General features: G+C 70.2%; 18 protein-coding genes. 10 read left to right on the forward strand and 8 right to left on the reverse strand.

The features are described 5' to 3' along the window. Positions 1–96: 96 nt before the first annotated feature. Positions 97–3,072 (forward strand): bifunctional [glutamine synthetase] adenylyltransferase/[glutamine synthetase]-adenylyl-L-tyrosine phosphorylase, encoded by a 2,976-nt coding sequence (locus GGR16_RS02355; protein ID WP_425486551.1) that lies wholly within the window; start codon positions 97–99, stop codon positions 3,070–3,072. Between the two features lie 177 nt (positions 3,073–3,249). On the opposite strand, the gene GGR16_RS02360 is transcribed toward GGR16_RS02355, so the two are convergent. The 4 genes from GGR16_RS02360 to GGR16_RS02375 form a co-directional block, all read right to left on the reverse strand. Further along, positions 3,250–3,537, reverse strand: a complete 288-nt coding sequence (locus tag GGR16_RS02360; RefSeq protein ID WP_019403214.1) for a GIY-YIG nuclease family protein — start codon at positions 3,535–3,537, stop codon at positions 3,250–3,252. A 711-nt stretch (positions 3,538–4,248) separates the two neighbouring features. Continuing rightward, positions 4,249–6,552, reverse strand: a complete 2,304-nt coding sequence (locus GGR16_RS02365) for a PAS domain-containing sensor histidine kinase (RefSeq protein ID WP_183315604.1) — start codon at positions 6,550–6,552, stop codon at positions 4,249–4,251. 196 nt (positions 6,553–6,748) lie between these two features. Then, entirely contained in the window at positions 6,749–9,385 is a 2,637-nt protein-coding gene (gene pepN / locus GGR16_RS02370) for an aminopeptidase N (RefSeq protein ID WP_183315605.1), read from the reverse strand. 23 nt (positions 9,386–9,408) lie between these two features. Beyond that, entirely contained in the window at positions 9,409–10,860 is a 1,452-nt protein-coding gene (locus GGR16_RS02375; protein ID WP_183315606.1) for a cation diffusion facilitator family transporter, read from the reverse strand. 76 nt (positions 10,861–10,936) lie between these two features. On the opposite strand from GGR16_RS02375, the gene GGR16_RS02380 reads away from it, so the two are divergent. Continuing rightward, on the forward strand, positions 10,937–11,377 hold the full coding sequence (locus tag GGR16_RS02380; RefSeq protein WP_183315607.1) for a VOC family protein: 441 nt from the start codon (positions 10,937–10,939) through the stop codon (positions 11,375–11,377). 256 nt (positions 11,378–11,633) lie between these two features. Here the strand turns inward: GGR16_RS02380 and GGR16_RS02385 are convergent, their stop codons facing one another. Beyond that, positions 11,634–11,789, reverse strand: a complete 156-nt coding sequence (locus tag GGR16_RS02385; protein ID WP_156332756.1) for a hypothetical protein — start codon at positions 11,787–11,789, stop codon at positions 11,634–11,636. Between the two features lie 191 nt (positions 11,790–11,980). Between GGR16_RS02385 and GGR16_RS02390 the strand changes: the two genes are divergently transcribed. The 7 genes from GGR16_RS02390 (at position 11,981) to GGR16_RS02420 (ending at position 20,623) form a co-directional block, all read left to right on the forward strand. Beyond that, positions 11,981–13,036, forward strand: coding sequence for an aldose epimerase family protein (locus tag GGR16_RS02390; protein WP_183315608.1), 1,056 nt, complete (start codon positions 11,981–11,983; stop codon positions 13,034–13,036). Between the two features lie 350 nt (positions 13,037–13,386). Further along, complete coding sequence (gene xdhA, locus GGR16_RS02395; RefSeq protein WP_183315609.1) at positions 13,387–14,862, forward strand: xanthine dehydrogenase small subunit; 1,476 nt, start codon at positions 13,387–13,389, stop codon at positions 14,860–14,862. Positions 14,863–15,052: 190 nt separating this feature from the next. After that, complete coding sequence (gene xdhB / locus GGR16_RS02400) at positions 15,053–17,356, forward strand: xanthine dehydrogenase molybdopterin binding subunit (protein WP_183315610.1); 2,304 nt, start codon at positions 15,053–15,055, stop codon at positions 17,354–17,356. Positions 17,357–17,362: 6 nt separating this feature from the next. Continuing rightward, complete coding sequence (xdhC, locus tag GGR16_RS02405; protein WP_183315611.1) at positions 17,363–18,280, forward strand: xanthine dehydrogenase accessory protein XdhC; 918 nt, start codon at positions 17,363–17,365, stop codon at positions 18,278–18,280. Positions 18,281–18,349: 69 nt separating this feature from the next. Beyond that, complete coding sequence (locus GGR16_RS02410; protein WP_183315612.1) at positions 18,350–19,273, forward strand: sugar kinase; 924 nt, start codon at positions 18,350–18,352, stop codon at positions 19,271–19,273. Between the two features lie 81 nt (positions 19,274–19,354). Then, the gene (locus tag GGR16_RS02415; RefSeq protein WP_183315613.1) at positions 19,355–19,750 is read left to right on the forward strand and encodes a c-type cytochrome; all 396 of its coding nucleotides are present in this window, start codon (positions 19,355–19,357) and stop codon (positions 19,748–19,750) included. Between the two features lie 84 nt (positions 19,751–19,834). Next, on the forward strand, positions 19,835–20,623 hold the full coding sequence (locus GGR16_RS02420) for an enoyl-CoA hydratase-related protein (protein ID WP_183315614.1): 789 nt from the start codon (positions 19,835–19,837) through the stop codon (positions 20,621–20,623). Position 20,624: 1 nt separating this feature from the next. Here GGR16_RS02420 and GGR16_RS02425 read toward each other — a convergent pair whose 3' ends face one another. Continuing rightward, positions 20,625–20,945, reverse strand: a complete 321-nt coding sequence (locus tag GGR16_RS02425; RefSeq protein ID WP_183315615.1) for a c-type cytochrome — start codon at positions 20,943–20,945, stop codon at positions 20,625–20,627. Positions 20,946–21,179: 234 nt separating this feature from the next. Between GGR16_RS02425 and GGR16_RS02430 the strand changes: the two genes are divergently transcribed. Further along, on the forward strand, positions 21,180–22,022 hold the full coding sequence (locus GGR16_RS02430; protein WP_183315616.1) for an IclR family transcriptional regulator: 843 nt from the start codon (positions 21,180–21,182) through the stop codon (positions 22,020–22,022). Between the two features lie 7 nt (positions 22,023–22,029). Here GGR16_RS02430 and otnC read toward each other — a convergent pair whose 3' ends face one another. Together otnC and otnK are read right to left on the reverse strand one after the other, a co-directional pair. Further along, positions 22,030–22,707, reverse strand: a complete 678-nt coding sequence (gene otnC, locus GGR16_RS02435) for a 3-oxo-tetronate 4-phosphate decarboxylase (protein ID WP_183315617.1) — start codon at positions 22,705–22,707, stop codon at positions 22,030–22,032. Beyond that, complete coding sequence (gene otnK / locus GGR16_RS02440) at positions 22,704–24,008, reverse strand: 3-oxo-tetronate kinase (protein WP_183315618.1); 1,305 nt, start codon at positions 24,006–24,008, stop codon at positions 22,704–22,706. The genes otnC and otnK overlap by 4 nt, the downstream gene beginning before the upstream one ends. Positions 24,009–24,026: the final 18 nt, after the last annotated feature.

Here is a 24,026-nt window from a genome sequence, read left to right on the forward strand (position 1 = left end):
GCCCTGGAAGGCTGGGCAACATGAAAGTCGTGGATGGCCGGGGCAAGCCCGGCCATGACGGGACCGAAGAGCTGTTCTCGAGACCATCGGCATGAAATGGGCAAGAAACAAAACGTGACAGGGCAGGAAGCAACGCCTCTCGCAGCCATGGTCGACTGCCTGCCGGCGCCGCCCGGCAAGCCGGCTGTCGCGCGCCTCGCCGCCGATCTCCTCGACGGGGACGAGACCTCCACCGCCCTCCGGCGTCTCCTCGATGCGCATCCGCGGCTGGCGAACCTCACCGCCGCCTTCGCCGATTATTCGCCCTTCCTGTGGCGGCTCGCGACGACGAAGCCCGAGCGGTTCCTGGCCCTGATCGACGGCGCCCCGGACGCGATCCGCGCGCGCATCCTCGCCGACGTGCAGCGCGCCGGGGAGGAGGCGGAGGAGGTCGCGGACATCATGCGCCGCCTCAGGCGCCTCAGGGCGGAGTTCGCGCTCTTCGTCGCCTTGTGCGATTGCGGCGGCCTGTGGAGCCTGCCGGAGGTCACGCGCGCGCTCAGCGATTTCGCCGACGCCTGCGTCGCGGCGGCGGTCGCCTTCCTCCTGCGCGAGGCGCGGGAGGCCGGACGCCTTACGGCAGCGGACGGGGAGGGGCCGGGCTTCGTCGTGCTGGCGCTCGGCAAGCACGGGGCGCGGGAACTCAACTATTCGAGCGACATCGACCTCGTCGTCTTCTTCGATCCCGAGGCGCCGCTGCGCGAAGGACTGGAGCCGGCCCCCTTCTTCGTGCGCCTGACGCAGGGGCTGGTGAAGATCCTGCAGGAGCGCACCGGCGACGGCTATGTCTTCCGCGTCGACCTGCGCCTCAGGCCCGATCCCGGCTCCACGGCCGTCGCCGTGTCGCTTCCGGCCGCCTTCTCCTATTACGAGAGCGTCGGCCAGAACTGGGAGCGCGCCGCCTTCATCAAGGCGCGCCCGGTCGCGGGCGACATCGCGCTCGCCGAGCGCTTCCTCGCCGACCTGCGCCCCTTCGTCTGGCGCAAGTACTTCGATTTCGCCACCATCGCCGACATCCATGCGATGAAGCGGCAGATCCATGCCGTGCGCGGCCACGAGGCCATCGCGGTGGCCGGCCACGACATCAAGCTCGGCCGCGGCGGCATCCGCGAGATCGAGTTCTTCGTGCAGACGCAGCAGCTCGTCTTCGGCGGGCGCCGCCCCTCGCTGCGCGGGCGGCGCACGCTCGAGGTGCTCGATGCGCTCGTCGAGGAGAAGTGGATCACGCCCCAGGCGCGCGACGACATGGCGGCCGCGTATATTTTCCTGCGCACCGTCGAGCACCGGCTGCAGATGGTGGCCGACGAGCAGACGCAGCGCCTGCCGGACGACGCCGAGGCGCTGGCGCGCGTCGCCCGCTTCTGCGGCTTTGCGACCGTGGAAGCTTTCGGCGAGGCGCTGACGGCCCATGCGCGCAAGGTGCAGGGCCACTACGCCATGCTGTTCGAGGAGGGGCCGGAACTTGCCGCGGAGGCCGGCAGCCTCGTCTTCACCGGCACGAGCGACGACCCCGAGACGCTCGAGACCCTGCGGCGGCTCGGCTTCTCCGACCCGCCGCGCGTCGCGGAGACCGTGCGCGGCTGGCATTTCGGCCGCCGCTCGGCAGTCACCAGCGCCCGCGCCCGCGAGGTGCTGACGGAGCTGACGCCGGCGCTCCTGACCGCGCTCGGCCAAACGGCGGCTCCAGATGCGGCGCTCGCGGCGCTCGACGAGGCCTTCGGCCGCATGCCGGCCGCCGTCGAGCTTCTCTCCATGCTGCGTTCCAACGAGCGGCTGCTGCGCCTCTTTGCCGATCTTCTCGGCGGCGCCCCGCGGCTCGCCGAGGTCGTCTCCGCCAGCCCGCACGTGCTCGACGCCGTCATCGACCCGACCTTCCTCGACCCGACGAGCGACGAGGCGGCGATCGAGGCGCGCTTGCGCGGCCTCGTCGGCAAGCCGGCGAGCTACGAGGATTTTCTCGACCGGCTGCGCGAGGCGGTGCGGCAGGAGAATTTCCTCGTCGGCGCGCGCTTCCTCTCCGACATCCTGTCGCCGCCGCGCGCCGGGGAGGCCTTCGCGGCCGTGGCGCAGGCCACCGTGCGCCTCAGCCTCGAGGCCGCGCAAGCCGCCTTCGAGGAGGAGCATGGCAGGGTGCCCGGCGGGCGCGCGGTCGTCGTCGGCCTCGGACGCCTCGGCGCGCACGAGATGACGGCGGCCTCCGACCTCGACCTCGTCGTCATCTACGACTTCGATCCCGACAACCGGGAGAGCGACGGCCGCCGGCCCCTCGACGCCGTCGTCTACTACAGCCGCCTGACCCAGCGCCTCGTCAGCGCGCTCACCGTGCCGACGCGGCGCGGCGGGCTCTACGAGGTCGACATGCGCCTGCGCCCCTCGGGCCGCAAGGGGCCGGTCGCGACGCAGTTCGACGGCTTCCTCGCCTACCAGAAGACCGAGGCCGAGACCTGGGAGCACATGGCGCTGACGCGCGCCCGCGTCATCGCCGGCGACGCCTCCCTCGCTGCCGACGTGGAGGACGCGATCACGGCGGTGCTGCGCGAGACGCGCGACCGGGAGAAGCTCGCCGCCGACATCCGCGACATGCGCGCCCTCATCGCCGAGGAGAAGGGGGAGGACGACCCCGGTGACCTCAAGCTCGCCGCGGGCGGGCTGGTGGACATCGAGTTCATGGCCCAGTTCCTGATGCTGGCCCATGCGGCGGCCGAGCCGGCCCTGATCGTGCCCGGCACGGCCCACGTCCTCGCCCGCGCGGCCGAGAAGGGCCTTGTCGCGCCGGACCATGCCGACGTGCTGCGCCCCGCCTACGACCTCCTGTCGAGCGTCTTCCACTGGCAGCGCCTGACGGTGGAGGGCCGCTTCGACCCCAAGGCCGTCGCCCCGGCGATCCAGAAGCGCATCGCCACGGCCGTTGGCCTGCCCGACCAGAAGGTGCTGGCCCGGACGCTCGACGACACGCGCCGCCAGGTGCGCGCCACCTTCAACGAACTTTTGGGCGTCGGCGGCAAGGCGAAGTCCCGCAAGGCCAAGGGGTAGCACGCTCCCCCTTGGCGGACCGGGCGAGCCGCTGCACGGCCGTGAAGCGCCACCTCTCCCCGCGTCATGGCCGGGTTCGTCCCGGCCATCCACGCCGTTTGCCTTCGTGCATTGGTCCTGGCGTCGATGCCCGCGACAAGCGCGGGCATGACGACAGGGAAGCGTTGCGCTTCTCCTTCAGGCGAGCGTCTCGTAGAGATCCCGCCACTGCGGGTTCATTTCGAGGATGAGCCGTATCTTCCAACGGCGCGGCCAGTGCTTCATGTTGCTCTCGCGTTGGATGGCGCTGCGAATATCCTCGTAAGCTTCGTAATAGACGAGCTGCTTCAAGCCATAGCGTTTGGTGAAGCCGTCGATCATGCTTTCGCGGTGCTCCCATGCGCGACGCGCGAGGTTGCTCGTCACGCCGATATAGAGCGTGCCGTTCGGCCTGTTGGTCATGATGTCAACCCAGCCGCCCCGCATGTTCCTAGAAGAGCAGGCATGCACATCGGCGACAAGCGCGGCTCTTCGGGATTGCCGGGATGCCCCGCCGGGGAATCTTGGCGCCACCTCCCCCCGCGTCATGCCCGCGCTTGTCGCGGGCATCCACGCCGGGACGATTGCGCCAGGCCAGAAGGCGTGGATGGCCGGGACAAGCCCGGCCATGACGTGGAGAGGTTGTGCGGTGGCTCCCCGTTCGTTCCCGCCAACGGACGGCTATGCCATTAGGCCATGGGCATGGCGGCAGGGGAATATCCACCGCGGCGCCATCTCTCCCCGCGTCATGCCCGCGCTTGTCGCGGGCATGACGCGGGGACGATTGCACCAGGCCAGAAGGCGTGGATGGCCGGCCATGACGTGGAGAGTTTGCGCGGTGGCTCCCCGTTCGTTCCCGCCAACGGACGGCTATGCGATTAGGCACGGGCATGACGGCAGGGGAATATCCACCGCGGCGCCACCTCCCCCCGCGTCATGCCCCCGCTTGTCGCGGGCATCCACGCCGGGACGACTGTACCAGGCCAAAAGGCGTAGGATGGCCGGGACGAGCCCGGCCATGACGCGGAGAGGTTGCGCGTTGCGATTTTCCGTTCGGCTTCCCCGCTCCGTTTCCACCTTCCGTGTCCGTCAGCGGACAGGCGCCTGACAGGCAGGGCGAGACGGCGCGGGCCCCGGGCCGAGCGACCTTCCCCCGCCTCACGCAGCCTTGCGCTGCTCCGCCTGAGGCAGGTGCACCATGACGATGGTGCCGGAGCCGGGGGTCGAGCGGATGCGCAGGGCGCCCCCGTGCAGCTCTGTCAGCGAGCGGGCGATGGCGAGGCCGAGGCCCGAGCCCTTGTAGGTCTTGCTGTATTCGGTCTCGACCTGGGTGAAGGGCTGGCCGAGCTTGCCGATGGCCTCGCTCGGGATGCCGATGCCGTTGTCCTCGACATAGATGTTGACGGCCTCCGCCGCGCCGCGCGCCCGCAGCGCCACCCGGCCGCCCTCCGGCGTGAACTTGACCGCGTTGCGCAGCAGGTTGACGAGGATCTGCCGCAGCGCCCTCGGGTCGGCATCGAGCGTCTGGGCCGGCAGCGTCTCGAGGTCGAGCACGATGTTCTTCGCCTCTGCGGCCTCCGCCACCGTGCGCACGGCCTCCGTCATCACCTTGTCGAGCGCGATGCGCTCCTTCTCCAGCTTGTGGCGGCCGGCCTCGATGCGCGACATGTCGAGGATGTCGTTGATGACGGCGAGCAGATATTGCCCGCTCTGGCGGATGTCGTGGCAGTATTCGGTGTATTTCTCGTTGCCGAGAGCGCCGAAGATGCCGCTTTCCATGATCTCGGAGAAGCCGATGATGGCGTTGAGCGGCGTGCGCAGCTCGTGGCTCATGTTGGCGAGGAACTCGGACTTGGCGCGGTTGGCGCCCTCCGCATGGGCCTTCTGCTCGAGGTAGCGCTCGGCGAGGTCGGCGAGCTGCTGGGCCTGCACCTCGAGCTTCTGGCGCGAGCGCTTGAGGTCCATCACCGTCGCGATGAGCCGCTTCTCGGAATCGAGCAGCTTCTCCTCGTGGCGCTTCAGGGCCGTGATGTCGGTGCCGACCGAGACATAGCCGCCGTCCTTCGTGCGGCGCTCGTTGATCTGCAGCCAGCGCCCGTCGGCGAGGCGCGCCTCGAAGCTGCGCGCGCCGATATTGGCCTGCTCGCCCGTCAGGGCCTGGGTCGTGACGACGGGCGGGCGGCTCGCATCCATGATCTCGGCATAGCTGCGCCCGGCGGCCGCGGCGTCCGCCGGCAGGCCGTGCAGCTTCTGGAACTTGGAGTTGCACATCACCAGCCGGTTGTCGGCATCCCACAGCACGAAGGCCTCGGAGATGGTCTCGATGGCGTCGCGCAGGCGCATGTCGGCGGTCGCGGTGCGCTCGGCGAGGCGGCGCTGCTCGGTGATGTCGACGGCGATGCCGACGAGATGGGGGCCCTCGATCGGGTCGCCGTCGACGATCTCGGCGCGGGCGTTGATCCACACCCATTCGCCGTTCGCGGCGCGGATGCGGAAGTCGTGGTCGATGGCGGTGGTGCGCGAGGCCGCCAGCATGTCGGCGAGGCCGTAGAGGTCCGTGTCGTCCGGATGGACGAGGCCGTTGACCTCGCCGAAGGACAGGAACTCGTCGCGCCGGCGGTAGCCGAGGATGGCGTACATGGAATCGGACCAGTAGATGCGTCCGCGCGCGATGTCCCAGTCCCACAGGCCACAGCGGCCGCGGTTGAGGGCGGCGTCCACCCGCTCCTTCACCTTGTCGCAGATCTCGTCGGCGGCCTTGGCCCGGCCGGCCTGCATGAAATAGGCGGCCGAGATGGCGAGCAGCACGAAGGCCGCGGCGGCGATCAGCGTCATCTGGCCCCAGGTCTGCGCCCGCCAGGGGGCGAGCGCGCCCGAGACGGGCTGCACCACGGCGAGCTGGCCGCCGCCGGCACCGAGATTGCGCACGGTGGCGAGCGCATCGGTGTCGCCGGCAAGCGTCAGGCGCAGCACGCCCGCCCGATCGGCGAAGGTCGTGAGGGGCTGGGATGAGCCGAGAACGTCGACCAGCGGCTGGCCGGTGGCGAGCTGGGCCGGGATGGCTCCAATCAGGGTTCCCGTCGCGTCGGTGAGAAGAAGGCTGCGTCCATTCTCGATCATGGCCGCCGGGATCTGCCGCTCGAAGGCGGCGACAAGGTCCCGCGCCGCGGCGGGGCCGTCGCCGCGGGCGATCTCCGCATCGAGTACGCGCGCGGCAAGCGAGGCAAGGGTGTCGATCTCGGCGGCGGCATCGTTGAGCGCCTCGTTGCGCGCGTCGACGGCCTGCAGCGAGGCTCCCGTGACGAGCGAGACGAGAAAGACGACGAGCAGCGCCGGAACGGCGAGGCGCAGCCAGGGTTCCGCCAGAACGAGCCGTCTGTAGGCGGGATGTGCTATAGAGCGCGCTATCCCGAGAATCGTGCCCGCGCGCGCGGGCACGTACGTCGCGTCGACGCCCGCCATTGAATGCCCCCTTCGGAGTCCAAACGTCTCATCGGGAAGACGTGCCGCATCTCACCGAATCACTTACATCTGAATCCTGAAGGGGCCGTTTGTCCAGAGTCTTTATGATTGGTTGACGCGACACGGTAAATGCTTGTTGTGCAGCTGCATTTCCGTCGATGCGTCGTCTGGACTACTTTCAACTACATTTAGTGTGTCAGGATAGTGACCGGCCCGATATGTCGGCGACGTCGGGCGAGAGCCCGGGCGTGTCGGCGACACGGCGCAGCGCCTTCTCCGCCTCAGCCCTGCGTGCGGGCTCGAGCATCTTCCACGTGCGGAAGGCGGTCAGCAGCCGGGCTGCGACCTGTGGATTGCGCGCATCGAGCGCAATGACGGTGTCGGCGAGAAAGTCGTAGCCGGCGCCGTCGGGCCGGTTGAACTGGGTGAGATTGGCCATCGCGAAGCTGCCGATGAGCGAGCGCACGCGGTTGGGATTGCCCATCGAGAAGGCGGGATGGCGCATCAGGCCGCGCACCCGCTCCAGCGTCTCGGGCTCGGGGATCATGGCCTGCAGCGAGAACCACTTGTCGAGGACGAGGGCATTGCCGCGGAAACGCTCCGCGAATTCGCCGAGCGCGGTCTCGCGGGCCGTGCCGGGCAGGTGCGACAGGACGCCGAGCGCGGCGAAGCGGTCCGTCATGTTGTCGGCGCCGCGGAACTGGCGCATGGCGAGCTCTTCGCCCTCGGCCGGCAGGCCGGCCGCGAAGAGATCGAGGCAGGCATTGCGCAGGGCCCGCCGGCCCGCGCCGGCGGCATCGGGGGCATAGGGCTCCTGGGTGCTCAGCTTGCCGTAGAGCTCCGCCAGCTCCGCGGCGAGGGCCGCGCCGATCTCCACCTTCACCAGCCGCCGCGCCCGGTGGACGGCATCGGGATCGACGTCGTGGCCGATCTCGCGGGCGATGTCGGCCTCCGTCGGCAGGGCGAGCACCTGGGCGGCGAAGGCAGGATCACTGCCGGCGCGCATGGCGAGGAAGTGGCGCAGCGCATCCGCCATGCGGCGGTCGGGCACGGGCGGCGTCCCGGCGCCGACGGCGCGCAGGATCGCCCGCGTCGCGACCGTCTGGGCCGATTGCCACTGGTTGAAGGGATCGCTGTCATGGCGGAAGAGAACGAGGAGATCGTCCTCCTCGAGGTCGATCTCCAGCCGGACCGGGGCGGAGAAGCCGCGTAGCAGCGACGGCACCGGCCGCTCCGGCACATGGGTGAAGGTGAGTGTGGCCGACGGGCCGTCGAGCACGAAGACGCCCGGCATGTGGCCGGCCGTGGCCGCGGGTGACAGCGCGATCTCCGCGCCGCTCTGGCCGACGAGCCCGAGGCTGATCGGGATGAGCTGCGGCGATTTCTCCGGCTGGCCCGGCGTCGGCGGCGTCGCCTGGGTCAGCGCCAGGCGATAGGTCTTCGCCTCTGCGTCATAGTGGCCGCGGGCGTTCACGGTCGGGGTGCCGGCCTGCTCGTACCATTGGGCGAAGTGGCCGAGATCGCGCCCGCTCGCCTCGGCGAAACAGGCGAGGAATTCCTCGATCGTCGCCGCCGTGCCGTCGTAGCGGTCGAAATAGAGGTCCATGCCGCGGCGGAACGCGTCGTCGCCGATCAGCGTCTTGAGCATGCGGATGACCTCCGCACCCTTCTCGTAGACCGTCGCCGTGTAGAAGTTGTTGATCTCGCGGTACTGGCGCGGCCGCACGGGATGGGCGAGGGGGCCCGAATCCTCGGCGAACTGCTGCGCCCGGAGCACGCGCACGTCGGCGATGCGCTTGACGGCGCGCGAGCGCTCGTCGGCGGAGAACTCCTGGTCGCGGAAGACGGTGAGCCCTTCCTTCAGGCAGAGCTGGAACCAGTCCCGGCAGGTGATGCGGTTGCCCGTCCAGTTGTGGAAGTATTCGTGGGCAATGATCGCCTCGATATTGGCATAGTCGGCGTCCGTCGCCGTCTCGGGGCTGGCGAGGACGTATTTGTCGTTGAAGATGTTGAGGCCCTTGTTCTCCATCGCCCCCATGTTGAAGTCCGACACGGCGACGACATTGAACACGTCGAGATCGTATTCGCGGCCGAAGACGCGTTCGTCCCAGGCCATGGAGCGCTTCAGCGCATCGAGGGCATAGGTCGCATCCTCCGCCTTGCCGGGCTCGACATAGACGGCGACCTCGACCGCGCGCCCCGACATGGTCGTGAACCGGTCGGCCACCTTGTCGAGGCGCCCGCCGACGATGGCGAAGAGATAGCACGGCTTGGGGAAGGGATCGTGCCAGATGGCGAAATGGCGGCCGCCGCCCGCGTCGCCCGCCGCGACCGGGTTGCCGTTGCCGAGCAGCACCGGCGCCTCATCCCGGTCCGCCTCGATGCGCGTCGTGAAGACGGAGAGGACATCGGGCCGGTCGAGGAAATAGGTGATGCGGCGGAAGCCCTCGGCCTCGCACTGCGTGCAATAGGCGCTGCCCGAGCGATAGAGCCCCATCAGCTTGGTATTGGCCGTGGGGTTGATCTCCGTCTCGATGGTCAGCGTGAACGGCTGCGCCGGCGGGGCATGGATCACGAGGCGCTCGGGCGAGGCCTCGAAGGCCTCCGGCGCGGCCGGCACGTCGTCGATGGCGAGCGAGACGAGCCGCAGCTCGTCCCCGTCGAGGACGAGGGGCGCGGCCGGCCGGCCCGCCGGGTTGGCGCGCAGATGGAGCTTCGCAAGGATGCGGGTGGCGTGACGGGCGAGCCGGATGTCGAGTTCTGCGCGGTCGATCAGGTAGTCCGTCGGCCTGTAGTCCTCCAGCCGGATGACGGCCCCGCTCTCGTCACGCATCGACGCTCTCCCCGTGTCCTGTCTCAACGATAGCTGGTTGTGCCACCCGCCGCGATGTCTCTTCCGGCTGTCTCCGGTCGCGGCTCGGCATGGCCGACGATGCGGCCGATTTCGGGATGGTCGGTGCGCATCCGCCGGTCGAGTTCGTCGACCATACCGTGCACGGTCGCGATGTCGAGGCCGGGATCGAGCCTGCAGTGGTAGTTGACGACGAAGCCCGCCGGCGTCTCGCGCACGCGCACGCTGTGCACGCCCGTGATGCCGTTGCATTCGCGCGCGTGGTTGGCGAGCGACAAAGCGATGCCGGCGACGGTCTCGGCATCCGCCTCGCGCCCGTCGAGATGCTGCACGACGAGCGGCTCGATGTGGCTCTCCACCTCCACCTGCGGCCCGAGCTCCTCGACGAGCGCCGTCTCCAGCCGGCTCGCCACCTCGTGCGCCTGGGCGAGGGTGAGGCGGGCGTCGACCTCGATGTCGAAGCTCACCGACAGGCGGCTCGCGAGGTTCTGCACGGTGACATGGTGCACGGGCACGCGCAGGCGCGCGGCGATGAGCATCACGCGTTCCAGCACCGTCTCGTCGTCGATCTGCACCGGCGTCGTCGAGATGGTGAACTCGCTGTCCGGCAGATCCGCGTCGATGGCCTTGCGCACCCGCTCCTTGATCTGGGTGACGCGGTCGAGCGGCAGGGTGCGCGAGACGCGGATGCCTACCTCGCCCATGACCTGCGAGCCGGAGGAGCGCACGCGCACGCGCTCCACGCCGACGACGCCGGGCACCTTCTCGGCGAGCCCCGTCACGCGCTCGGCGAGGCCCTTGGGCGCCGTGTCGAGCAAGGTGTCGATGGTGCGCCGGGCAAGGCGAAAGCCGGCGAAGGCGATGAAGAACGATACGCCGATGGCGATGAGCGCATCCGCCTGCGGATAGCCGAAATGGGCGGCGGCGAAGGCGACGAGCACGAAGACGGAATTGACGAGATCCGAGGAGAAATGCAGCGCATCGGCCGCCAGCGCCTCGCTGCCCGTCTCGCGCGCCACGCGCGTCAGCCCCCACCAGCGCCAGGCGTCGACGAAAATCGAGCCGACGACCACGCCGACGGCCGGCCAGGAGAGGAGGATCTCCGTCTCGCCGCTCGACAGCCGCCGCACGCCCTCGACGGCGATGACGCCCGAGAGGAGGAAGAGGAAGGCCGTCTGCACCAGCGCGGAAAGCGATTCGAACTTGCCGTGGCCGTACTGGTGCTGCGCGTCGGCCGGCTTGTGCGCAGCGCGCACGGCGAGCCACGTCATGGTCGTCGCCGCGACGTCGAGCAGGCTGTTGGCCGCGTCCGAGATGAGGGCGAGCGAGCCCGTGGCGAAGCCGGCCGCCCCCTTGCCGAGGGTGAGCCCGGCGCTCGCCAGGATCGAGACGAAGGCGGCGCGCTCCTTGCGCCGTTCGTTGCGCTGCCGCTCCGGCGAGATGGACGGTGGGCTCATGGCACCTATTCCGCTTGCGGGTTTGACTTGCCCGCGGCATCGACGATCCTCTCCCGCATCAGACGGGAGGTGATCCATGCGATATCTGCACACGATGGTGCGTGTCTCGAATCTCGAGGACTCGCTGGACTTTTATTGCAACAAGCTCGGCCTCGTCGAGGTGCGGCGGGTGGAGAACGAGAAGGGGCGCTACACCCTTGTCTTCCTCGCCGCGCCGAAGGACAGGGAGGCCGCCGCGGCGAGCCAGGCCCCGCTCATCGAGCTGACCTACAACTGGGACCCCGAGGACTACAAGGGCGGTCGCAACTTCGGCCATCTCGCCTATCGCGTCGACGACATCTACGACCTGTGCGACCGGCTGATGAAGGCGGGCGTCACCATCAACCGCCCGCCGCGCGACGGGCACATGGCGTTCATCCGCTCGCCGGACGGCATCTCCATCGAGCTCCTGCAGGAGGGCCAGCCCAAGCCCCCGGCCGAACCCTGGGCCTCGATGCAGAACACCGGGACGTGGTGAGGCCATCGGCGGTCGTATGAGCGCCCTCGTACCCCGGATGCACCGCAGCATGAAACGATGCGGTGCTGAGCCGGGGCCGGCCATTCGGCGCCTTCGGCCGGTTCATGCGCTGGTTCCCGGGTCGCATTCCGCTTGCGCTGCATGCGCCCGGGAAACGGGGTTGCGCTTGAGCGCGATGGTGCGAGATCAGCCCGACTGCCGACTGCCGACTGCCGACTGCCGACTGCCGACTGCCGACTGCCGACTGCCGACTGCCTCATTCCACGGCGTAAGGGTCGTTCTCGGCGTCGATCAGCTGGCCCGGCGCCGGATGCGGCATATAGGCCTGGGCCGGCTGGGTGCGCGTGCCGGACGAGGAGCTGCAGGCGGCGAGCACGAGGCCGAGGAGCGCGGCGACGACGATGATGCGCATGGACATCCCCTTGTGATGCGTTGCGTTTCGCTCTTCCGCGAGGCGACGTGCCCCAGACGGGCGGCGAGGTCAAGGCGCGAGGCCGGACATCGGGATACGACCCGGAATTTGGCAAGATCGTGGCCGCGGGAGTAATGCTGTTAACTGGCCGGAACGAAGCGACGACTGGCCGCACGAGAAACGGAGCGTCGATGAGCGTCAGAGATTTCGGTGTGGCCGAGGGCCAGCCCGTCCGCGAGATCACCATTCGCGCCCCCAGGGGCAAGGCGCAGGCCAAGGTGCTGACATGGGGCGCCGTGCTCAGGGACATGCAGGTGCCCCTGCCGTCGGGCGAATTGCAGCGCGTCGTCCTCGGCTTCGACAGCCTCGACAACTATATCGCCCATTCCCCGCATATGGGCGCCATCGCCGGCCGGGTCGCCAACCGCATCGGCCACGGCCGCTTCTCCATCGACGGCACCGTCTACGAGGTCGACCGCAACCAGGGCGGCCGGCACATGCTGCACGGGGGCGCGAAAGGCTTCGGCAAGCGCCCGTGGCAGCTCGCCCACCACGATGATTCGAGCGTCACGCTGACGCTCCTCTCGCCCGATGGCGACCACGGCTTTCCGGGCAACGTGACGGTCACCTGCGTCTACCGCCTGCTCGAGCCGGCGACGCTGCGCATCGAGCTCTCGGCGACGAGCGACCGGCCGACGCCGGTCAATCTCGCCCACCATTCCTATTTCAACCTCGACGGCTCGCCCTCGGTGCTCGACCACCGCATGCGCGTCGAGGCGGATTTCATCACCGGGACGGATGCCGACCTCATCGCCACCGGCGAGATCGGCTCGGTCGAGGGCACGCCCTACGATTTCCGCGGCAACCGCTCCATCCGCTTTCCCGACGCCGAGACGGGCGCGCCGGTGCACTACGACATCAACTTCGTCCTGCGGCGCAACCGGCTGGAGCCGTCGGGCATTCCCGGCCTGCCGCTCGCCCATGCCGCGCTCGTCGCCTCGCTGCGCAACAACCTCGCCCTCGACGTGTGGACGACGGCGCCCGGCCTCCAGGTCTACGACGGGCGCAAGATCGACCTTTCCGGCATTCCCGGCCTCGACGGCGCGGCCTACGGCTCCAACGCGGGCCTCGCCCTCGAGCCGCAGCATTTCCCCAACAGCATCAACGTGCCGCACTTCCCCTCGACGCTCCTCACCCCCGGCGACGTCTACCGGCAGGTGAGCGAATTCCGCTTCCACGTGGGCTGACGGGATCGCCGGGGTCTTACGGCGCCTTCGGCGAGTCCGTGCGCTGGTTCCCGGGTCGCATTCCGCTTGCGCTGCATGCGCCCGGGAAACGAGGTTGTGCAGTGCGGCGCGCGTGCACCTCGAAAGGCGGCCCGCTGCCACAGAACGCCCTCGTGCCCCGGACGCGCCGCAGCATGAAATGATGCGGCGCTGAGCCGGGGCCCATTCCCGGGACGCTCCCTCCTCGCAGCAGCGTGGAATCCACCTTGCGTCCGCCTGCCTGCGCAACCCTCCGGGCTGCCCTCGTTTTCCCCTGTTGCGCGGCCCCCCGAATGGGGCACACTCGGGCAAACAGAGGGACGAACCAGAAAATGCGCCGAGCAATCCGTTTCCTGAGACGGAACGAAACGGTCGAGGCCAGGAATTTCGAACCGCGCACCACGCTTCTCGACTGGCTGCGCCTGACCGAAAGGTCCACCGGCACCAAGGAAGGCTGCGGCGAGGGCGATTGCGGGGCCTGCACGGTCGTGCTGCGCCGCCTCGTCGACGGCCGGCTCGTGTCGAATCCGGTCAATGCCTGCATCCTCCTCCTCGGCCAGGTGGACGGCGCCGAGGTGCTGACGGTCGAGGACCTCGCCGCCGACGGGCGCCTGCATCCCGTGCAGCAGGCGATGGTGGAGCGCCACGGCTCCCAATGCGGCTTCTGCACGCCCGGCATCGTCATGAGCCTCCTCGCGCTCTACGAGACGGGCGAGACGCCGGACCGGCAGGGGGTGACGGATGCGCTCGCCGGCAATCTCTGCCGCTGCACCGGCTATCGGCCGATCGTCGAGGCGGCGTTCGATGCGCTGGGCCGGATCGAGGCCGATCCTTTCGCGCAGCGGCGGCTGGAAGTGGCCGAGGCGCTGGCGGCCCTCAGGGACGAGGCGGACGTCCTCGTCGGCGACGAGCGCTCCTTCTTCGCCGCCCCGGCGAGCATGGAGGCCCTGGCCCGGCTTTATCTCGACCATCCGGATGCGACGCTCGTCGCCGGCGCCACCGATGTCGGCCTGTGGGTGACCAAGGCCCTCACCGACCTGCCGAAGATCATCTGGCTCGGCCGCGTCGCCGGGCTCGATGCGGTGATGGAGGAGGAGGCGACGCTGACGCTCGGCGCAACAGCGACGCTGGTGCGGGCGCGCGAGGCGCTCGGCGCGCTCGATCCAGACCTCGACGAGCTGATGCGCCGCTTCGGCTCGCAGCAGGTGCGGGCCTCCGGCACGGTCGGTGGCAATATCGCCAACGGCTCGCCCATCGGCGACCTCGCGCCCGCCCTCATCGCCCTCGGCGCGACCCTGCACCTGCGCCGCGGCGACGCAAGCCGCAGGCTGCCGCTCGAAGGCTTCTTCCTCGATTATCGCAAGCAGGACCGGCAGCCGGGCGAGTTCGTCACGGGAGTGACGGTGAGGAAGCCCGCCGGCCGGCAAGTCCGCGCCTTCAAGGTGACCAAGCGCTTCGATGAGGACATCTCCGCCGTCATGGGCGCCTTCTGCTTCGACATGGCCGACGACGGGACGGTGCGCGAGGCACGCATCGCCTATGGCGGCATGGCCGGCATCCCGAAGCGGGCGCGGGCGGCCGAGGCGGTGCTCACCGGCGCGGCCATCGACGATCGCGCCGCAGCCGAGCGGGCGGTCGCCGCTCTCGACACCGACTTCGCCCCCCTGACCGACCATCGCGCCTCCGCCGCCTATCGCCGCCGCGTCGCCGGCAATCTCCTCATGAAGGCGCTGATGGAGATCGCCACGGGCGACGATGCCGCAACGCGCCTCATCGCCCACAGGGAGGTCCGTCATGCGGCAGAATGAAGGATCGGGCGATCTCCGGGTGCCTGGAAGCAGGTTGGGCGCATCTGATCCCTCCCCTTCAGGGGAGGGTGGATCGCGCCGCAGGCGCGAGACGGGTGGGGCGCTCCCAGCCGCGGTCGCGCAGGCCCCCTCCGTCGGCCTGCGGCCGCCACCTCCCCCTGCGGGGGAGGATCATGCGGCACTCTCCGGGATGAACGGCGCTCCCGATGGACCGGCACTCCGCCACGTCCATCGGCCCCTGCCGCACGATTCCGGCATCCGCCACGTTGCGGGCGCGGCGCTCTATATCGACGATATCCGCGAGCCGGACGGCACCCTGCACGTCGCGCTCGGCCTCAGCCCGGCCGCGCGCGGGCGGCTCGCGGGCCTCGATCTGGCCGCCGTGCGTGCCGCCCCCGGCGTGGTCGCCGTCCTGACGGCCGCCGACGTGCCGGGCCGCAACGACATCTCGCCGGCCAATGCCGATGAGCCGGTCTTCGCCGAGGGGGAGGTTCTCTTCCACGGCCAGCCGGTCTTTGCCGTGGTGGCGACGACCCGCGACGCGGCGCGGCGGGCCGCGCGGCTCGCCGCCTTCGACATCGCCGAGGAGGCGCCGAGCCTCACGGTGGAGGATGCGCTGGCGCGCGGCGAGACGGTGCTGCCGGACTATGCCTTCGGCCGCGGCGACGTGGAGGCGGCGCTCGCCGGCGCCACCCATCGCCTCGAGGGCGTGCTGCGCATCGGCGGGCAGGAGCATTTCTATCTCGAGGGCCAGGCCGCGCTCGCCGTGCCGGGGGAGGGCGGCGACATGCTCGTCCATTCCTCCACCCAGCATCCAAGCGAGGTGCAGCACATCGTGGCGCGCGCGCTCGCCATCCCCGATGCCTTCGTCACCTGCGAGGTCAGGCGCATGGGCGGCGGCTTCGGCGGCAAGGAGACGCAGGCGACGCAATGGGCGGTGATCGCCGCGCTCGCCGCCCGCGCCACCGGCCGCCCGTGCAAGCTGCGGCTCGACCGCGACGACGACATGGCAGTGACCGGCAAGCGCCACGACATGCGGGCCGACTGGCGCGTCGGCTTCGACGACGACGGGCGCATCGCGGCCTACGACGTGATGTTCAACGCCCGCTGCGGCTGCTCGGCCGACCTCAGCCAGGGCGTCGTCGACCGCACCATGTTCCATGCCGACAACGCCTATTTCCTGCCGGCGGCGCGCATCGCCACGCGGCGGCTGAAGACCAACACGGTCTCCAACACCGCCTTCCGCGGCTTCGGCGGCCCGCAGGGCATGCTCGCGGCCGAGCGCGCCATGGACGAGATCGCCGCGCGCCTCGGGCGCGACCCGCTCGACGTGCGCAAGGCCAACTTCTACGCACCCGGCCGCGACGAGACGCCCTACGGCCAGAGCGTCGAGGACACGGACGTGCTCGCCGCCCTCGTCGAGCAGCTGGAGGCCGACTGCGATTACCGCGCCCGCCGCGAGGCGATCGCGGCCTTCAACGCCCGTTCGCCGGTGCTGAAGAAGGGCCTGGCGCTGACGCCGGTGAAGTTCGGCATCAGCTTCACGCTCACCCATCTCAACCAGGCCGGCGCGCTCGTGCACGTCTATCAGGACGGCTCGATCCATCTGAACCACGGCGGCACCGAGATGGGGCAGGGGCTCTTCATCAAGGTGGCGCAGGTGGTGGCGGAGGAGTTCGGCGTCGGCATCGAGCGGGTGCGCATCACGGCGACGACGACGGCCAAGGTGCCCAATACCTCGCCGACGGCCGCCTCCTCGGGCTCCGACCTCAACGGCATGGCGGCCCGCATCGCCGCCGGCACCATCCGCCAGCGCCTCGTCGATTTCCTCTGCGAGACCTTCGATGTCGCCGAGGGTGAGATCGAATTCCGTGACGACCGCGTCTTCTTCGGCAACGAGAGCCTCGCCTTCGCGGAACTGGTGAAGAAGGCCTATCAGGCCCGCGTCCAGCTCTCCGCCACCGGCTTCTACCGCACGCCCAAGATCCACTGGGACCGGGCGGCGGGGCGGGGACAGCCGTTCTTCTACTTCGCCTATGGCGCCGCCTGTGCCGAAGTGACGATCGACACCATGACCGGCGAGTACAGGCTCGACCGCGTGGACATCCTCCATGACGTCGGCCGTTCCCTGAACCCGGCCATCGACATCGGCCAGATCGAGGGCGGCTTCGTCCAGGGCATGGGCTGGCTGACCACCGAGGAGCTGGTGTTCGACGCCAAGGGCCGCCTCGCCACCCATGCGCCGTCCACCTATAAGATCCCCGTCGCCTCGGACGTGCCGGCGGATTTCCGCGTGACGCTCTTCCCCAGTGCCAACCGCCAGGCGACCATCTACCGCTCCAAGGCGGTGGGCGAGCCGCCGCTGATGCTGGCAAATTCCGTTTTCTGCGCCATATCCGATGCAGTGCGCGCCGCGCGCGGCGACGGCCTCGCGCCCCTCGACGCGCCGGCGACGCCGGAGGCCGTGTTGCGTGCCATCGTCGGCGCGCTGTGAGGCGAGATGCCCATCTGGCGGACATTGCGGGATTTCGTGAGCGACCACGGCGGCGGCGCGCTCGTCACCCTTGCCGAAGTGAAGGGCTCTGCCCCGCGCGAGGCCGGTGCCCGCATGGTCATGCGGCCGGACGGCGCCTTTCACGGCACGATCGGGGGCGGACGGCTCGAATGGGAGGCGCTCGCCGAGGCGCGCCGGGCGATGGCGGCCGGCCGGCGGGCGCTGACGCGGCTCGACATGGCGCTCGGTCCGGATCTCGGCCAGTGCTGCGGCGGGCGGGTCGCCGTTCATGTCGAGGTGTTCGGGCGCGAGGATGCGGATGAACTCGCGGCCCTGGCCGCCGCGGAGACGGAGGGGCCGTTCACGGTCTCGGCCGCCCGCGATGCCTCGGGACGCGTCGCGCGGCGCATCGGCGAGGCCGCGCCGGCCGGCGGCTGGCGCGAGCGTTACGATGAGGAGGCGACGCCGCTCCTCCTCTTCGGCGCCGGCCATGTCGGGCGCGCGCTCGTCCTGGCGCTGGCGCCGCTGCCGTTCACCGTCCGCTGGCTCGACGCGCGCCCCGATGCCTTCCCGGCCCACATCCCGGCCAATGCGGCGCCCGCCGTCTTCTCGGATCCTGCCGAAGAGCTCGCCGCCGCGCCGGCCGGCGCCTTCGTCCTCGTCATGACGCACGACCATGCGCTCGACCTCGCCGTCGTGGCTGCGGCCCTGCGGCGCCCGGACATCGCTTACGTCGGCCTCATCGGCAGTGCGACCAAGAAGGCGCGTTTCGTCAGCCAGCTCGCCCAGGCCGGGCTCGATGACGCCGCCATCGCCCGCCTCGTCTGCCCCATCGGCATTCCCGGCATCGCGGGCAAGACGCCGGCCGTCATCGCCGCGGCAACGGCGGCGGACCTTCTGATCCGGCGCGAGGCCCTGCGCTGAGGCGAAAACCGCTTACACTTTCGGGCGCCATGGTCTAGACAGCCGGCGACGAGCAACCGGAGACCCCTGATGGCCGCCTTCGACATTCTGGCATTCGGCGAACCCCTGATGGAATTCGCCCAGCTCGACGATTCGCGGCGGCACTACCTGCCCGGTTTCGGCGGCGACACCTCGAATGTCGCCATTGCGGCGGCCCGGCTCGGGGCGAAGACCGCGGTCTTCACGGCTGTCGGGGACGACGCCTTCGGGCGCGACTTCCTGAAGCTGTGGGACAAGGAGGGGGTCGATCGCTCCTCCGTCATCACCATGGCCGGCGAGCGCACCGGCATCTATTTCATCAGCTACGGCCCGGACGGGCACGAGTTCAGCTATTACCGCGCCGGATCCGCCGCGAGCCTCGTCGGCCCTTCTCTTTTGCCACTCGATCTAATCGGTTCAAGCCGCATCCTGCACATTTCCGGCATCAGCCAGGCGATCTCGGTGGAGGCGTGCGACGCCTGTTTCGCGGCGGTGCGCCATGCCCGCGAGAAGGGCGTGGCGGTCAGCTACGACACCAACCTGCGCCTGCGCCTGTGGCCGCTCGACAGGGCGCGCGCCGTGATCAATGCAACGGCGGAGCTCGCCGACATCGTCCTGCCGGGTCTCGACGATGCGCGCCAGCTCACCGGGCTCGACCGGCCGGAAGACATCTGCGACTTCTACCTGAAGGGCGGCGCGCGCATCGTCGGGCTCACGCTCGGCAAGGACGGCACCATGGTCGCCGTGCCGGGCGAGCGGCGGATGATCGCAGGCCGGCCGGTCAAAGCGGTAGACGCGACGGGGGCGGGCGACACCTTCGACGGCGGCTTCCTCGCCGAGTGGCTGCGCTCGGGGGATCCCTTCGCCGCTGCCGCCTACGGCAATGCCGCCGCGGCGCTCTCCACCCTCGGCCACGGCGCCGTCGCCCCGATGCCGCGGGCGGCCGACGTCGCCGCCTTCCTGGCCGAGGGCTGAGCCCCGCGACGAAGAGTCGTCGCCTCCTTCTGCGGCATTCGGGCCATAACGGCGCCCGTTTGCCGATGGAAGGGGAGTTCGATGATTCTGAAGTCGCTGCTCGCAATCGCCATTCTCGCCGCCACCTTGTCGCCGGCCGCCGCCGCGGGCGCCGCCAAGGCCGGCGAGCGCGTCTTCCTCAAGTGCCGGGCCTGCCATCAGGTCGGCGAGAAGGCGAAGAACGTCGTCGGGCCGGAATTGAACGGGCTCTTCGGCCGCACCGCGGGCACGGCGCCCGGCTACAGCTATTCCGAGGCCACCAAGGCGTCCGGCATCGTCTGGGACGAAGCCAATTTCCGCGAATACATCGCCGATCCGCGGGCCAGAATCCCGGGGACGAAGATGGTCTTCGCCGGCCTCAAGAAGGAGCAGGAGGTCGACGACCTCGTCGCCTATCTCAAGACCTTCAACGCCGACGGCACACGCGTGGCCGAATAGGCCCGTCGGGGTCTCGCGCCACGGGGCGATTGCGCCCGCGCCCGCCAGCCGCCATTCTGCCGCGAACGATCCGGGAGGACCTGCGTGGACGACAGCCCCATCATCTTCGCGCGGGCGGAGGGCATCGCCTCCATCCGCTTCAACAGGCCGCAGGTGCTCAACGCGCTCGACGAGGCCATGGTCGCCGCCCTGCGCGCGGCGGTGGAGACGGCCGCCCGCGACGAGCGCGTGCGGGTCGTCGTCATCTCCGGCGAGGGCCGCGGCTTCATGGCCGGCGGCGATGTCGGCCGCTTCCATGCCGCGGGGCCGGAGGCGCCGGCGCTGGTGCAGCGGCTGATCGAACCGTTCCACGAGGCCGTGGCGCGCCTCGCCGAGATGCCCAAGCCCGTCATCGCCAGCCTGCACGGCCCGGTGGCCGGGGCCGGGCTCAGCATCGCGCTGCTGGCCGATCTCGCCATCGCCGCCGACGACGCGCAGTTCACGCTCGCCTATGCCCGCATCGGCACGAGCCCGGACGGCTCGGCCACCTGGTCGCTGCCGCGCGTCGTCGGGCTGCGCAAGGCGCTTGAACTGGCGCTGCTCGCCGACACGATCGACGCCGCCGAGGCGCTGCGGCTCAACCTCGTCAACCGCGTCGTGCCGCGCGAGCGGCTCGAGGCGGAGACCGAGGCGCTCGCCGCCCGCCTCGCGGCCGGGCCGGCGCTCGCCTACGGCAAGATCAAGCGGCTGATGCGCACCTCGCTCGACAGGGACCTGCCCGCGCAGCTCGCCGAGGAGGCCTCCGCCTTTACGACCTGCGCCGCGAGCGCGGATTTCGCCGAAGGCGTCAGCGCCTTCGTCGCCAAGCGGGCGCCTCGCTTCACCGGCCGCTAGGCTATTTCTCCAGCGTCTTCAGATAGGCGATGAAGTCGTCGATGTCGTCGGGCGCGAAGGTGATCTCGGGCATGTCGGGATGCAGGGTCACCATGCCCTCGGCGAGCGCCTCCTCCAGGCCCTCGACCGGATAGCGCTCGTGCAGCGTGCGGAAGGGCGGCGCCTCGGGCTTGGGGCTCTTGCCCACCTTGTCGAGGGCGTGGCACGCGCCGCAGTGCTTCTGCGCCAGGGCATGGCCCGCCGCCCCATCGCCGGGGCGGGCTATGGCCGCCGTGCCGAACATCGCCGCGGCAAGGCCGAGCATCAACCAGCGGGCATCCATCGCGCTTCGCTCCCATCCCAGGCCGCGATTCGCACGATGGTAGCCCAGTTTGGCCCCGATGCGTCGCGGCGAAGCGATGCGCCGGGTGTGGATATTCGGGCCGCGCGTGGTGGCGCGGTCCGATATGTGAACCCCAGGCATCGCACTTCGAGCATGCTCGGTTGTCTCGCGCGCAATAGGCGCTAATCTCATCGCCTTTTGGAGGCGAGGCGGGAGTTCAGGATGATCCGCAGTATGGATCATGCTTCGAATGGCAGGATCGAAGGGGGCAGGGCCGAGGGCGCGCAGAGCGTCGACCGGGCGCTCGCGCTGCTCATGATGGTCGGCGCCCGCCGCCGGGAGGGAGCGCGCCTGGCCGATCTCGTGGCCGAGAGCGGGCTCAACAAGCCGACCGTCCGCCGCCTGCTGCTCTCGCTCATGCGTGCCGGCCTCGTCGAACAGGAAGAAACCGGCGGGCGCTATCACCTCGGGCCCGAGAGCTACGTGCTCGGCACCCTGGCGGAGGAGCGCTTCGGCCTGCATCGCCTGTCGCTCGAAGGCGTGGCGCGGCTCGCCGCCCGCACGGAGGACACGGCCTTCGTCTCCATCCGCCGCGAGAACTACGCCATCTGCCTGCACCGGGAGGAGGGGGCCTTCCCCATCCGCACGCATGTGCTGATGCCGGGGGACCGGCACCCGCTCGGCGTCGGCTCCGGCTCGCTCGCCATCCTGGCGGCGCTGCCGGACGAGGATGTCGAGGCGGTGATCGCCGCCAACAGCGCGGTCATGGCCGAGCGCTATCCGCGCTTCACGCCGGAGATGCTGCGCGCGAGCGTGGCCGAGACGCGGGCCGCCGGCTATGCGCTCAATCCCGGCCTGCTGATGCAGGGCTCTTGGGGCATGGGCGTCGCCGTGCGCGATGCCGCGGGCCATCCCGTCGGCGCGCTGAGCGTCGCGGCCATCGAGAGCCGCCTCGGCGAGGCCCGGCGGGCCGAGGTCGCGGCGCTCCTTCAGGAGGAGGCGCGCCGCCTCGAGATGAAGCTCGCCGATTTCGGCCGCGGCCGCGAGGCGAAGGCGCGCACGGCCCGCAGGGCGTGACGGCGCGTCAGTGGTCGTGGTCGTGCCCGTGCTCGTCCTCGGGCCATGGCTCCAGCTTGAAATGCGCGACGAGATCCCGGACCTGCGCCGGTGAGAGCAGGCGCGGGTTGAGGCCGCGCGTCAGGAGGTGGAGCTTTGCCGTCTCCTCCAGCTCCTCCGTGGCGTAGACGGCCGCTTCCAGTGTGTCGCCCGCCACCACCGGCCCGTGGTTGGCGAGCAGCACCGCGCTGTAGCGGCCGGCAAGGCCGCGGATGGCGTCCGCCACCGCCGGATCGCCGGGGCGGTAGTAGGGCACCAGCGCCGTGCGGCCGACGCGCATCACCGAATAGGCGGTGAGCGGCGGCAGCACGTTCCTGGCGTCGATCTCCGGCAGCATGGACACGGCGACGGAATGGGTCGAGTGCAGGTGCACGATGGCGCGGGCGCTGCCGCGCGTCTCGTAGAGTGCCGCGTGCAGCGGGATCTCCTTGGTCGGCGCATCGCCGCCGACGAGGCGCCCCTCCGCGTCGAGGCGCGAGATGCGGGCGGGATCGAGGAAGCCGAGGGAGGCATTGGTCGGCGTCACCAGCCAGCCGCCGTCATCGAGCCTCACCGAGATGTTGCCGGAGGAGCCAGGGGTGAGCCCGCGCTCGAAGAGCGAGCGGGCGAAGCGGACGATCTCCTCGCGCAGTTTCGCCTCGCTCATGCTGCACCTCCCGCGCTCTTGTCTTCTGTGCCCATACCTCCCACGCCCTTGCCGGCGAGTACGGCCGCCGCCTTGTCGAAGAAGTCCGGCGCGCCGAAGTTGCCGGACTTGAGCGCCAGCGCCAGCGGCCCGTTGCGCGTGCCCGACAGGGCCGGCACGCCGGGGTCGATCTCCGGGCCGATGTCGAGCCGGTCGATCTCGAGCGCGCTGACGACGCCGCCCGAGGTCTCGCCTCCGGCGACGATGATGCGGTTGACGCCGCGGTTGTTGAGGGTGACGGCGAGTTCCCCGAAGAAGCTCTCGATCGCCTCGGCCACCGCCTCGCGGCCGTAGCGGTCCTGCATTTCCTTCACCTCCTCGGGCGTGGCCGTGGAATAGCAGATCGGCGTGAGGCGGATGCGCTCCATCAGGAAGAAGACGGCCTGGTCCGGCGTCAGCGTGCCGCTCATGATCTTGTCGATCTCGAGCGCGAGGCCGGGGTGCTTCGCGGCATGGAGCCTCACCTGCTCGCGTGTAGCGCCCGAGCAGCTGCCCGCCAGCACCACGGCCGGCCCGTCGACGGGGGTGAAGGCCGAGCCTTCGCCGGAGAGGAGGCCGGCCTTGCGGAAGTTTTCGGGCAGGCCGAGCGCGATCCCCGAGCCGCCGGTGACGAGCGGCGCCTCGGCGAGCGCCGCGCCGATGGTGAAGAGGTCGGCATCGCTGATCGCATCGACGATGACGAGGGTCTCGCCACGCCCCGCCGCCTCCTTCAAGGCCGTCTTGACCGCGTCAGGGCCGGCATCGACGGTCGTCCACGGCACGTGGCCGACCGGCGTCTTCGTCTGCAGGGCGAGGAAGCGCCTGAGATCCGGGTCCGTCATCGGGGTGAGCGGGTGCTTCTCCATGCCGGATTCGGACAGGAGCCGGTCCTTCACGAACAGGTGCCCCTGGTAGATCGTGCGCCCAGTGGTCGGAAAGGCTGGGCAGGCGACGGCGCCCCTGGTGCCGAGCGCCTCGGCGAGTGCTTCGCCAACCGGGCCGATATTGCCCTGGGGCGTGGAATCGAAGGTCGAGCAATATTTGAAGAGGAATTGCCGGCAGCCCTGCTGCTGCAGCCATTTGAGCGCAGCGAGCGACTGCGCCACGGCCGCGGCGGCGGGGATGGAGCGGCTCTTCAGCGCCACGACGCCGGCCTCGCAGTCGGCCGCCGCCGGTTCCGCCGGCACGCCGATGAACTGCGTCGTGCGCATGCCGCCTTTGGCGAGCGTGTTGGCGAGGTCGCTCGCGCCGGTGAAATCGTCGGCGATGCAGCCGAGAAGCATGGGACTTTCCTCTCTTGT

This window comes from Chelatococcus caeni, from assembly GCF_014196925.1.
Taxonomy (GTDB): Bacteria; Pseudomonadota; Alphaproteobacteria; order Rhizobiales; family Beijerinckiaceae; genus Chelatococcus_A; species Chelatococcus_A caeni.